The 13,106-nt window shown below is 38.4% G+C and carries 13 protein-coding genes; 2 read left to right on the top strand and 11 right to left on the bottom strand.

The genetic code is table 11. The features are described 5' to 3' along the window. From ACOVO2_RS21830 to ACOVO2_RS21780, 11 genes are all read right to left on the bottom strand, one after another. Positions 1-683, bottom strand: a 683-nt coding sequence (locus ACOVO2_RS21830) for a 4Fe-4S binding protein (protein WP_421772005.1), incomplete at its 3' end; no start/stop codon positions are given. Positions 684-770: 87 nt separating this feature from the next. Further along, on the bottom strand, positions 771-1,559 hold the full coding sequence (locus ACOVO2_RS21825; protein ID WP_421772004.1) for a cbb3-type cytochrome c oxidase N-terminal domain-containing protein: 789 nt from the start codon (positions 1,557-1,559) through the stop codon (positions 771-773). 91 nt (positions 1,560-1,650) lie between these two features. After that, positions 1,651-1,815: a CcoQ/FixQ family Cbb3-type cytochrome c oxidase assembly chaperone gene (locus ACOVO2_RS21820; RefSeq protein WP_421772003.1), complete on the bottom strand. Its 165-nt coding sequence runs from the start codon at positions 1,813-1,815 to the stop codon at positions 1,651-1,653. Between the two features lie 101 nt (positions 1,816-1,916). After that, positions 1,917-4,094, bottom strand: coding sequence for a cytochrome-c oxidase, cbb3-type subunit I (gene ccoN, locus ACOVO2_RS21815; protein ID WP_421772002.1), 2,178 nt, complete (start codon positions 4,092-4,094; stop codon positions 1,917-1,919). 244 nt (positions 4,095-4,338) lie between these two features. Next, complete coding sequence (locus ACOVO2_RS21810; protein ID WP_421772001.1) at positions 4,339-4,746, bottom strand: hypothetical protein; 408 nt, start codon at positions 4,744-4,746, stop codon at positions 4,339-4,341. Positions 4,747-4,831: 85 nt separating this feature from the next. After that, complete coding sequence (locus ACOVO2_RS21805) at positions 4,832-5,689, bottom strand: universal stress protein (RefSeq protein WP_421772000.1); 858 nt, start codon at positions 5,687-5,689, stop codon at positions 4,832-4,834. Positions 5,690-5,800: 111 nt separating this feature from the next. Continuing rightward, positions 5,801-6,568, bottom strand: a complete 768-nt coding sequence (locus ACOVO2_RS21800) for a hypothetical protein (protein WP_421771999.1) — start codon at positions 6,566-6,568, stop codon at positions 5,801-5,803. A 79-nt stretch (positions 6,569-6,647) separates the two neighbouring features. Then, on the bottom strand, positions 6,648-6,824 hold the full coding sequence (ccoS, locus tag ACOVO2_RS21795) for a cbb3-type cytochrome oxidase assembly protein CcoS (RefSeq protein WP_421771998.1): 177 nt from the start codon (positions 6,822-6,824) through the stop codon (positions 6,648-6,650). A gap of 112 nt (positions 6,825-6,936) precedes the next feature. After that, a complete protein-coding gene (locus ACOVO2_RS21790) occupies positions 6,937-9,366 on the bottom strand; it encodes a heavy metal translocating P-type ATPase (protein WP_421771997.1) in 2,430 nt (809 codons plus the stop codon). Then, entirely contained in the window at positions 9,366-9,776 is a 411-nt protein-coding gene (locus ACOVO2_RS21785; protein ID WP_421771996.1) for a hypothetical protein, read from the bottom strand. The genes ACOVO2_RS21790 and ACOVO2_RS21785 overlap by 1 nt, the downstream gene beginning before the upstream one ends. 13 nt (positions 9,777-9,789) lie before the next feature. Further along, entirely contained in the window at positions 9,790-10,602 is an 813-nt protein-coding gene (locus ACOVO2_RS21780) for a universal stress protein (protein WP_421771995.1), read from the bottom strand. 214 nt (positions 10,603-10,816) lie between these two features. Between ACOVO2_RS21780 and ACOVO2_RS21775 the strand changes: the two genes are divergently transcribed. Together ACOVO2_RS21775 and ACOVO2_RS21770 are read left to right on the top strand one after the other, a co-directional pair. Further along, a complete protein-coding gene (locus tag ACOVO2_RS21775; protein ID WP_421771994.1) occupies positions 10,817-12,040 on the top strand; it encodes a PAS domain-containing sensor histidine kinase in 1,224 nt (407 codons plus the stop codon). Positions 12,041-12,046: 6 nt separating this feature from the next. Further along, complete coding sequence (locus ACOVO2_RS21770) at positions 12,047-13,105, top strand: response regulator (RefSeq protein WP_421771993.1); 1,059 nt, start codon at positions 12,047-12,049, stop codon at positions 13,103-13,105. Position 13,106 lies beyond the last annotated feature (1 nt).

Genomic DNA, 13,106 nt, shown 5'->3' with positions numbered 1-13,106 from the left:
GCTATACAAACTTGCTCACGTAGGCGAGTAAAAACGAAGTAAAATAACCCAGTAAAAACAATGATTCCGATAAATCCTGACCAGTGTTTGGCAGGTGAAACAGTGACGATACTGATGGTCTCTTCGATTCCGATGATGTAGGCCATTGTGAAGTGAGCAATAATCACCGAAAAGAGAATATATATAAAATGCTTGAGTGTCTTTTTCCTAATTTTTTCGGCAGTCCATGGGCTACTATCAAGCTTTTGTTGTTGACGAGCATCTCCTTCAATCCAGTATTCGATTTTACGGAAAATCATTTCCAAAAAAACGGTTTGTGGACAAGCCCAACCACACCAAAAACGGCCATAAACTACTGTAAATAAGATGATAAATACAAAAAATGTAATCATCCCTAAGCCAAATAGCACAAAATCTTGTGGAAAGAAAGCCTGACCGAAAATCACAAACTTTCTATCAAAGATATTCATCATCAATAACGGTTGTCCGTTGATTTTGATGAAAGGTACTGAGAAGAATATCGTTAGAAAAACGATGGTGGCAATAATGCGTTTGTTATGAAAACTTCCTTTTGGTTTCTTTGGGTGTAACCAAATTCGCTTCCCATTTTTATCAACCGTGGCAATGGTATCACGGTACTCTTCATCATAAAAGTCCGAAATATTGGGTGCTGTTGTATTCATTGTTTTTTAAATAGGTCCGGCATTGCGTTTATTGTGCCGAATAAAACCCCAACCCCTCACACACAAGTAAAGGGCTGGGAGTATTTTTTATTTAACCGCAGTCGAGCTGACAGCTATTTTATCTCCTTGTGGAGCCTTTGCATTAGGCGGATTAGTTCCCGCTATCGACATTATATAGTTCGACACATCTTGCATTTCATTAGGCTTCAAGGTTGCCTTCCATGCAATCATACCTTTTTCTGGTACACCATTTTTTATAGTTTTGAAAACATCATTGATGGTTCCACCGTGCAACCAGTATTCGTCAGTAAGGTTTGGTCCTACGCCACCTTCACCAGCGGCTCCGTGGCACGCTACGCATTTTCCAGTAAAGATTTCTTTTCCTTTTGCCACAACCGCCGCATCAGAAACCAATAATTTTACCGTTTTTTCGTCAATGCTATTGGCGTTTTTGGCTTGGTATTCTTCAATTTGCTTTTGAGCTACCGCTACTTCTTGCGTGTATTCTTCTTCTTGAAGCGGACTCGACGCCCAAACGTGATAATCGAGCATATAAATCACCGAGAAGACAATAGTTGCATAGAAGAGGTATTTCCACCAAGGTGGAAGGTGATTATCTAACTCCCTGATACCATCATAGTTGTGGTTCAATAAAATAACTTCTTCTTTTTCGAGTGGCACTGCTCCTGTAAGGCCTTTCCACCATGTGTTGAAGCTAAACGCTTCTATAACTTTTCCGCTTCGCTGGGCATCTATTTGCTTTAAAGTACGGAAGATTCCGAACACTACAAATAATACAACAATTGCGAAAATGACGAGAATTACCAATATCAAGAATAGAATAAGTTCATCTCCTGTTTTGAATGATAAGTTCATTTATGACAATTTTTAAGGATTGATAATTTTTTTTAGTCGATGGTCCACGGACGATAGTCGATAGTTAGTTCAGACCTCTATTCTTGAAAACCTATTTTTCAGAATCGAAAGGAAGGTTTTCCATGTGTTTTACGTATTTTTTATCGGCTTTAAAAACCCAAACTCCAAGAGCCGTAAAAAAGACCATAAAGACTATTAGCGAAAAGATGGGATAAATTGAAACCCCTTCGATGCTATTTAATGCGTTCTTAAACATAGTTTTATTTGTTTGTTAGTCAATAGTCCGCAGTCCACGGTCAATAGTTTTCTGTCAAATTCTTTACTGTAGACTGCCATCTATCGACTGTTGACTATCAATTACTTAGCTGCTGTTTGTTCTTTTTTGATGTCAGTACCCATGCGTTGCAAGTAAGCAATGAGGGCTATGATTTCACGGTCACCTTTGGTTTTGATTTTTGCATCGGCCAAAGATTTCACAATTCCTTCGGCTTGAGCCTCAGCATTGGCAATGGCTTCGTCTTCAAAGCCTTCTGGGTAAGGCACACCTAACTTACGCATCACACCGATTTTATCAGGAATCAAATTTTTGTTATATTTATCTGATAATAACCACGGGTAAGTAGGCATAATCGAACCTGGTGACATGGTTTGTGGGTCCATCATGTGGTTGTAGTGCCAGCTGTCCGGGTATTTACCACCAACACGGTGCAAATCTGGACCTGTACGCTTAGAACCCCATTGGAACGGGTGGTCGTAAACGAACTCACCTGCTTTTGAATATTCGCCGTAACGCTCGGTTTCAGAACGGAATGGACGAATCATCTGCGAGTGACAAGTATAACAACCTTCACGGATATAAATATCACGACCTTCGAGTTCGAGTGGTGTATATGGTTTTACCGATGCGATTGTCGGAATATTAGATTCAACCAACCATGTCGGTACGAACTCAACTATACCCCCTATAATTACGGCAATTAAAGACAACACCATGAAAATCACTGGTTTACGCTCAAGAGATGCATGCCAGCCTTCACCTGCAATTCTAACATTTTTAACTAACGCAGGAGCTTCATCGTATTCGTCAGCTACAAAACTTCCTTGTCCCGCAGTTTTGATTAAGTTATAAATCATGATGAAAGTACCGAGCAAGTAAATCAAACCACCGAAAGCACGCATGGCATAAAGCGGAATCAACTGAGTTACAGTTTCTAAGAAGTTCGGATAAGCCAAGAATCCTTCTTTTGTAAACTCTTTCCACATCAAACTTTGCGTAAAACCAGCCCAATACATTGGCAAGGTCCAGAACAAAATACCGAGTGTACCCATCCAGAAGTGCGTATTTGCCAATGATAAAGAGTAGATTTTGGTTTTCCACATTCTTGGTACTAACCAATAAAGCATACCAAAAATCATGAATCCGTTCCAACCTAAACCACCAACGTGTACGTGAGCGATTGTCCAGTCAGTAAAGTGCGAAATCGCATTTACGTTTTTCAAAGAGAGCAATGGTCCTTCAAAAGTAGCCATACCATAAGCAGTAACAGCAACTACGAAGAATTTTAAAACTGGGTCTTCACGAACTCTATCCCAAGCACCACGGAGTGTCAAGAGACCATTCAACATACCTCCCCAAGATGGAGCAATGAGCATAATCGAAAACACAGTACCCAAACTTTGAGCCCAATCAGGCAACGAAGAATAAAGCAAGTGGTGAGGCCCAGCCCAGATGTATAGGAAAATAAGTGACCAAAAGTGAATGATTGACAACTTATATGAGAAAACTGGTCGGTTGGCCGCTTTAGGCATGAAATAATACATCAAACCTAAGAATGGAGTTGTTAGGAAAAACGCAACCGCATTGTGTCCGTACCACCATTGTACAAGGGCATCTTGCACACCAGCGTAGATTGAGTAACTCTTGGTCCAAGTAAGAGGAAGCTCCAAAGAGTTTACGATATGAAGCATGGCAACCGTGATGAATGTAGCGATATAAAACCAAACCGCTACATACATATGACGCTCACGACGCTTGATGATTGTACCAATCATATTAATACCAAAAACAACCCACACCAATGCAATTGCTATATCAATTGGCCATTCGAGTTCGGCATATTCTTTTGATGTTGTGATACCCAGCGGAAGTGTGATTGCCGCAGATAAGATAATTAATTGCCAGCCCCAGAAGTGAACCCAACTCAATGTTTTATTAAACATCGGTGTTTTCAATAAGCGTGGCAATGAATAATAAATACCCCCAAACATGGCATTACCAACAAAAGCGAAGATAATGGCATTGGTGTGAAGTGGGCGAATACGTCCGAATGTAGTAAACGGAATGCCGAGATTAGCTGATGGCCAAAACAACTGAGTAGCTGCTGTAAGACCCACCAACATACCGACAACTCCGAAGATTACGGAAGCAATCATAAAGGCTTTTACTACTTTATTGTCGTAATAAAACCCTTCTAATGCACCCCCACCTCCTGAATGAGAGTCATTACTAAAAAAAGGTTTGGCAAATAATCGCATAAGATTTGGTTTTTTAATGAGTTCTGAATTCTGAGTGCTGAATTCAGAGTAGTTTTAAATCAGTATTATTCTATTAGGTAATAGTTTTATAATAAGCAATTTAGGCTAATTACAAGCTGGTAAGTAATTCAGAACTCAGCACTCAGAATTCAGAACTCTTTTATTTTCTTGGTGTAAAATTACAAGCAGACCCCAGTCAAAAACATGACTGAGGTCTGAAGGAAACATGATTAAAATCATATAATCAGTTGAGCGATTGAGCGGGCTCATAAGTGGCTATAAAATTGCGAAATCGGTTCTTGGTTTCTCTATAATCTGACTCAAAATACTTCATTTCTTCATCCAAATACTCCCTATCTTTTCTTTGTTCACCATCCAAAATATTATCAGACATTACACCCTGGGCTACTTCTTTTTCAATTACACTTAATTCTTCGAGTAAGCGTTTGGTCAGTCTTTGGAAATGATGAAACTGCTTCACAAATTCAGCTACAATCAACGAATTGTGCGATTGAGCAATGGTTTTTGTTTTATATTCATCTAAGGTTTTCAAGAAAAAAGTAGCTTCTTGTGCAACTAATTCGAGTTCATTCCGCCATAGTTTATGCTCAAAATGAGCATGAGTCAATTGGTGCATTTTAGAAGTTGTCATGTTATTTTATGCTTTTTTAGAAAATTGAATTTTAAAATTACCCATTCGTATCACGCATAGCGTGCCACGGAATTCTATGTTTTTATCAGAAAGTAACTATCTCGGCTTCATTGATAAAAGGAGCAGCCACTTCATCATAAATACTGAGTAACGGAACTGATGGATGATAGGCAAATTTGCGAGTAACACTACGATTAAAGATTACATCCAAGAAAGAGTGATGACGAGAAACCATCACGAGCATGTCGGCACGATGAATATCCAAAAACTCTTTGATACCTTTCTCTACATCCGAATTTTTGATGTAATAATCATTGACCTTTATATCATTGAAATAATTATGGTATTTGTATTTTGCCAAACCATCCAGCTCATCAGCCGATTGATGATCTTTCAAAACCGTCAGGAGTGTCAACTGAGCATCTTTTCTAGCAAGCAGATCTTTGAGGTTATCAAAAACTTTTAAATCGCTCACTTGATTATAATCGACAGCCATTACCACATTTTTTAGGGGTGCGATTACCGAATTTGTCGGCACTACAAGAGTATTTGCTGATACATTTCTAACTACATCGGTCGCTACACTCCCAAACAAAAGATTATTTCCTGAACCACTTGCTCCTAAAACCACTAAATCATAATTATGAGTTTGATTCAAAATTTCAATAGCACTGGCGGCCGATACTGGCATGTATTCTGTTTTAAAAGTATGGAACTTCTCGTTATCGAACTTCTTCAATTCATTCAGAAACTTCGCCATGAGGTATTCAGCATTTACCTTTAGTCCGTCTAGAACGTACATCGCAATCTCAGGTTCGGTGGTTGTTGTGTAGGTATTCAACAACGTAAACTCACAGGCAGTATCATTAAACAACGCCAAAGCATAGTGAATGGCTCTTTCTGATGCTTTAGAGAAATCGGTTGGAAGCAGAATCTTTTTCATGGTGAATGCTATTAAATTGATTGATACAACAAATCTAAACCACAAGCATTTCATAAAGCATGATCAGCGTTTGCGTCAAATATGAGAATTATCAGTTTTTGGGACTATTGTCTAAAAAATACGCTTAACAATCTCATTAGTAAGGGTTTTAGATATTTCTTGAGCAGAAAATTCAAGCTTCAAACCTTTTGGTTGTCCGACAACGTCTTCGAGTAGATAAACCACAATTTTGGTATTTCCTCCTGTTTGGTTTTCGATGCCAATTTGGCGGTCGAAAGCCTTCCAATCGGGTATTAACTTCAGGTGGCGTTGAGCAACTTTATCTTCAATTATCTGAAAGAAAAGTTTTTGAGAAACTACATCTTGCTTAAAAATATCCGATTCGAGCAGAAAACGTTTTTGTTTCAAATCATAGACTTCCCAATCTTGGGTTTCACAACATGGAGTTTCGTAAGTTTTACAATTTCCTGCTTTCTGAAAGAATCCGAGAAGGTCGTTCTGAACGGCCGTGACATAAGTCATTTTGTAGAAATAATGAAACGATGCAATATCGAGACATTCGTGGTCACCATCGCACGTACCGAAAAACGTCATTCCCGAAAGCCAATCATTGACGTAATTTTGTGCAGTAGTATCACTCAAACCACTAATCACAGCGTGGCTGGTTTCCCATTTGCAGTCAAATTCTTTATAATACTCGGTGTATTTTACGTTTTTGACCGAAATTGATGCATTTTTATTCTTGAAGATTTGTGTTTCGGGAACATTCAAAAATGCACTGTGCTGCTGTGCCGATGCCTCCGAATAAGAAAAAAATAGCACTAACATCATAGTGGTTAGTGCTATCGTGTAAACGCACTTCGAACCTGTTTGTTTCATAAATAGTCTTAATTTATGAAACAAAAGTCTTCAAAAGCCGAACAATATACATTGAGAAGTATCATTGATAAAGATGACTTTACTCATCTTTCTTAATTTTTGCTTCGGGACTCTGAACAGGGTTATCGAACAACATTCTGACCGATGGCGTGTAGGTATCATCGTACTGCCCATCTTTGGTTGCCCAAATAAATGCTCCTAAAAATCCGCCCGCTACCAAAATAGCGGCTACGGCTAAAAATAAGATAATGCTCATATTCTTAATTACAAATGAATAATTGACAATGAATAATGGGACAAAAACTTTTTACTGTGAAAATCTGAGCTACTTGTATCTGTCTAATCTATGCCCCATCAATAAAAACAACTTATAATCTCCTAAAACGTGCAAATAAATGCGTCAGCCCAACCGCAAAAAGTACCACCGAAATAGAGCTTAGCGGCATAAAAATAGCCGCCAATACTGGAGAAAGTTCGCCAGTAACCGCCCAACCGATTCCTATAAAATTATAAACCAACGATAGCACAAAACTTGCTTTCACGATATTGAGTGAAGTTCGGCTAAACTTCAGAAAATCAGCCAACTGACCGAATTTTGAAGCATCGAGAATTGCATCGCAAGCGGGCGAAAACACTTTAATATCTTCACTGATGGCAATGCCAACATTGCTTTGTCTTAAAGCACCAGCATCATTGAGGCCATCGCCAATCATCAAAACGTGATTGCCTTTTTGTTGCTCTTGGTTGATAAAGTTGAGTTTATCTTGTGGTTTTTGCTTGAAATAAACTGCATTTTCGTTGAAATAAGGCAAGAGTTTTTCTTTATCAGCATCGTTATCGCCTGATAGAATAAAGAGTTTAAAGTTTTTACTAAGATTTGTAAGAATCGTTTGCCAGTTTTTGCGGTAAATCGTTTCAACTACAAAGTATCCAATCAGAATACCATTAATCTCGAGGAATGAATGTGTATGTTTCACCTCCTTATTTACCGCCGACTGAATAAAACCTGCTTTACCGAGTCGTACCAAATTTCCAGCAATACTCGCTTCGAGTCCCTCACCTTGAAACTCTTGAAAATAATCGATCGACAATGCCTTAAAGTCTTTGATAATCAACGAATTGGCTATCATTTTACTCAATGGATGAGCCGATTGAGTTGTGAGTGTCTTTACGAGTTTTTGTTCAAATTCACTCAATTCTGAGCCAACGAAATTCACTTTGTCCGAATTACTTTCAGTCAAAGTTCCTGTTTTATCAAAAGCAATTTCGTTTACTTCATTAAGTAGTTGAATTACACCCTGATTTTTTACATAAAATTTATTTCGCCCAAAAATCGCCATCGTTGTTGACATCGTGAATGGCATTGAGAGCGTCAAGGCACACGGACACGCCACCATTAGCACAGCAGTTACCGAATTCCAGAACAGACTTGGTTCAAAAAATGCCCAATAAACACCCGCAAGGGTTGCAATCGTAAACGTAATTGCCGTAAAATATTTGCTGAACAAATTGGCGAGTTCGGTCGTAGGCATTACTTTTTCTTTCATAAATGCCTCATTATTCCAAAGTTGGGTAAGATAACTCTGCGAAACAGGCTTCTGCACAATCAACTCCAAACGCTCACCTTTTTGGCGGCCACCCGCATAAAGTACATCGCCAACGTTTTTACTAACAGGGTCAGACTCGCCCGTTACGAAACTATAATCAATCATGCCCTTACCTTTTGAAATAATGGCATCGGCAGGAATCAATTCTTGGTGATGGATATAAATAGTATCACCTTTTTTGAGTTCCATCACATTCATAAACGACTCTACATTTCCACGTAAAACCTTAACGGCCAACGGGAAATACGATTTGTAGTTTCGCTCAAAAGAAAGGTAATTGTAGGTAATTTGCTGCATCCATTTTCCGACCAGCAAGAAGAAAACCAAACCTGCCAAACTATCATAATAGCCTGCAGAATGGTTGAAGAATGTTTCGTAAACGCTACGCCCGTAAAGTGTGATAATGGCTACCGCAATCGGTATATCAACACTAAAAACATCAGTAGTTTTCTTGAAATTTTCTTTGATTGAAATCCATGCACCGTTCAGATAATCATAAGCTCCATAAAAGAAAACTGGTAACGAAAGCATGAAATTGAAATACAAGAAAAACTTTTGGTAAGTGGCATCAATACTATTTTTGAGGTCGAGGTGAAAGTATTCAGGAAAACTCATCATCATGATATTTCCCATACAAAAACCTACTACCCCAATTTTAAGAATCAAACTTCGTTGTGTGTGAGTCTTTTGTTGTGGTTTGTCGGTACTCTCCAAATTAAGCAAAGGCTCGTAGCCCAGCGTAGCCAACAATTCTACAATTTCTTTCAAACTAACCTCTACGGGGTTAAAGCTCAGCGAAAGCTCTTTCTTGATAAAATTTAGTCGAGAAGTGATAACTCCTTTTCTGATTTTATTGAAGTTTTCGAGCAACCAAACGCACGAACTACAATGCACAGCTGGTACATAAAAAGTAACCTTACTCAACTCACCCGACTGATAATCAAGCAATTGAGCAACGATATCTCTTTCATCGAGATAGCTATATTTACCTTCAAAGTTTTTGGCTTTTAGGCTAATTCCTGCGTTATCGTTGAGGTCATAGTAGGCACAAAGATTATTATCCTGTAGAATCTCAAAGACAGTTTGGCAACCATGACAACAAAAATGCTTATCGTCGATGGCAATCGAATCATCGGGACATTCGTCGCCACAATGATAACACACCAATTTTTCTTCTACTGCTGCTATCATTATTGCATCACTTTTTGTGGTTCAACTTTCATAAAATCGTTCATTTCTTTACCTAAACTATTTTGGCGTTCGAGCGACCAATAATTCGTAAATGAAGATTCGAGCCAAGTTTTACCTGACTTTCTAAATATCGAGATTTGGATTCCCATATTTTCCCAAAATAAATTTTCAACCTCCGAAACCTTCATTTCGGGCATAATAGCAAAGCTTTCAATGGCTTTTTTGTGCACAATTTCACATAATTTACAATCATGATATGCATCACTCATTTCTTCGCCACGATAATATATTTCGAGTCGTAAAAACGGGTAAATTTCGTTGAATTTCCGTATCAATTCGGTTGCACTTAGCTCAGGTTTTACATAAAGTATCATAGGTGTTTCGTTATTAGAGGTTGAAAGTCTAAGCACCGTTTTCTTGCAATCAAACAACCGTCAGAATAGAAATATCATCATTTTTCACTAAACGCTCGGTATTAGTCTCGATAAAGAAACGCTCAAAAATATTATGCTTTCGAGGAAAGGTAATGATCAAATCAGAATGATTGACTCTTGCGAAATCTATTACAGCTCTCGGAAAATCCTCACCCTCCATTATTGTCGAAGTATGCGGTACATTTTTCATTAACTCTCTGATTTTCAATGCACTATCTTTGGCATAATCCGACTCGTCAGTCACTGTATAAAGATTAACAACAGCGTCCAAATCTCTCAAAATATTGATTGTTTTACCCAAAAGCTTGACATCAATTTCGTATCTAAAATCAAGTCCTAAAACCGCATTTTGAAAAGAAGAGTATTTGACTTTTGGCGGAACTAAAAGCATTGGTACATTTGAGTGATGAACCATTGAAGTAGCCAAACTACCGAAAAACTTACTTGCAAGTGGCGATTCGCCTACACTTCCCATCACCAATAAATCGGCCTTAGTTTCCTGCAAAACTTCAGCCAATGCATCAATTACCAAGCCTTCTTTCACCATTAATTCAACTTCTAAAGTAGTCGAAAACTTTTTGATGAGTCTGTTTTTCAGACGTTTAAGCAAATTCAAACTGTGCTTTTCTAACTCATCAGCCGTCAGAGCCAACGAGCTCATCTCTGAATCGTAAGGCATCAGAAAACGGTAAGCATGAAAAAGAATAAGTTTTGCACCAGTTTTGGCGGCGGTTTGGGCCGCCGTTTGGGCTGCTTTCCGTGAACCTCTCGAAAAATCAGTGGCAAATACGATGACTTTCATAACGTAACTTGAATTAGATTTTGATTTTACAGTTTCTACGCTACAAATTTTGGGGTTTTATAAACCAATTCTTATGACTTTGATCATAAGCAAATATGATATTGATAAAACGCTACACTTACGATGAGAAATTTTTATCTTTGAGCCTAAGTATTTTTTATGAATACTGATAAAGATCATATTTTCGTACCTCACTATTATCCTAACTTGCCCGATGATTGCAACCAATATTTCAATTGCTGAAAACGACATGCTAAATCAGGTAGAAGCTATTTTTCAATTTGCCACTGAAGCCATACTCATCACGGATAATCAAGGGAAAATTATACGTGTAAATCCTAGCACCGAAATAATGTTCGGCTACTCAGCAGATGAATTTATTGATCAACCGATTGAAATGTTAATCCCTAATCGCCTAACTGAAAGGCACATTAAGCATCGACAACACTTTTCGGAATGTCCACACGCTCGTTCGATGGGAGCAAATTTTGATTTGTTTGCAAAGCGAAAAGACAATTCAGAATTTCCTGTTGAAGTAAGTCTGAGCCCGTACACCAACAGTCAGGGCAGTTTCGTAATTGCGTTTATCATTGATATTACAATCAGAAAAAAGGCTGAAAATCAGCTCATTGCCTACAAAGCAGAGCTTGAAAAAGAAGTTGAAGAACGTACGATGATTCTGAAAGAGGCAATTCAGAAACTCGAACAAACCAAAGACGAGCTCGATAACTCATTGAAACGTGAGCGTGAAGTAAATTCGATGAAATCAAGGTTTATCTCTATTGCTTCGCACGAATTTCGCACGCCTTTGGCTACGGTTTTATCTTCGCTTTCACTAGTAGAAAAATATTCTACATTGCAAGACGAAGAGAAAAGGCTGAAACACATAGGTAGAATCAAATCTTCGGTACGCAACCTGACCGATATTTTGAATGATTTTTTATCACTCAACAAACTCGAAGAAGGCAAAGTGATGCTCAATATCGAATCATTCAATCTACATGACTTGATTGAAAATTTGATGCAAGAGTTGCAGGGAATTACAAAAAAGGGGCAAAAAATTAACATTAATTGTGCAAGTAACAATAGTTGTGTGGTAAATCTGGACAAAACGCTTGTTCGAAATATCATTATAAACTTAGTGTCAAATGCCATTAAATTTTCGCCCGAAAATAATAACATAACAATCAGTGCAGCCTTGACTGACAATGAGCTACAACTAAGCGTAGCTGACCAAGGAATCGGAATTCCGGAAATTGACCAAAAACATTTATTCGAGCGTTTTTTCCGTTCGAGCAATGCGGGTGAAATTCAGGGTACCGGACTTGGTTTGAGTATCGTGGCACATTACGTAAATCTGCTGAAAGGCACAATCACATTTAAAAGCAAAGAAAACGAAGGCACAACATTTTTTATAAACCTTCCTAGAAATTTTTAGAACCGTATGAAAAAGATATTGCTCATTGAAGATAATACCGAGATCAGAGAAAATACTGCCGAGATCCTCGAACTGGCTGATTATCAGGTAGTAACCGCCGAAAATGGAAGAATTGGCGTTGAAAAGGCCCACGTCGAAAAACCAGATTTGATCATCTGCGACATCATGATGCCCATCATGGATGGCTACAGTGTGCTGCATTTGCTCTCAAAAACGCCCGACACTGCCAATGTTCCGTTTATATTTCTGACCGCCAAAGCCGACCGATCTGATTTCAGAAAAGGTATGGAAATGGGTGCCGATGACTACATAACCAAGCCTTTTGATGATGTAGAATTGCTGAATGCCATCGAAAGTCGACTCAAAAAAGTAGAACTTTTACAAAAAAACTACACCCAAGATTTAGGCGGACTCGACGAACTTATCAGCGACGCAGGTGGCGACCAAGAACTAAAAAAACTACTCGAAAGCCGTGAGGTAAGAAGCTACAAAAAGAAAAGTGAGATTTACCGTGAAGGCGATTATCCGCTTTATTTATTCTGCGTTATCAAAGGAAAAATCAAGACTTTCAAGACCAATGATGATGGTAAAGAACTGATTATCAATATCTACGACAAAAATGATTATTTAGGTTATGTAGATTTACTGCAAGAAAGCAACTACACCGAATCGGCGGCAGCCATGGAAGATTGCGAGATTTGCCTCATTCCGAAGAATGATTTTTATAACCTCGTTCATAAAAACCGCCAAGTTGCTCAGAAGTTTATTCAGTTACTTTCAAATAACGTTAAAGCCAACGAAGAACAACTACTCAAACTCGCCTATAATTCAGTAAGAAAACGGATTTCGGAGGCTTTGCTAAAATTCCATAGTCATTTGGTAAAAGAAGGAACAGCCAACAATAACATGAAAATCAGTCGAGAAGACCTTTCAAACGTTGCGGGTACTTCGCTCGAAACTGCCATCAGAACCCTTTCAGATTTTAAAGACGAAAAGCTGATAGAAATAGAATCGGGCAAGATTACGATTTTGAATTTGGAGAAGTTGAAGCGGTTGAAGAATTGAA

Source organism: Emticicia sp. (assembly GCF_049241225.1).
Lineage (GTDB): Bacteria > Bacteroidota > Bacteroidia > Cytophagales > Spirosomataceae > Emticicia.
Note: the sequence above shows the minus strand (reverse complement) of the source record. Positions and strands in the feature narration are given on the sequence as shown.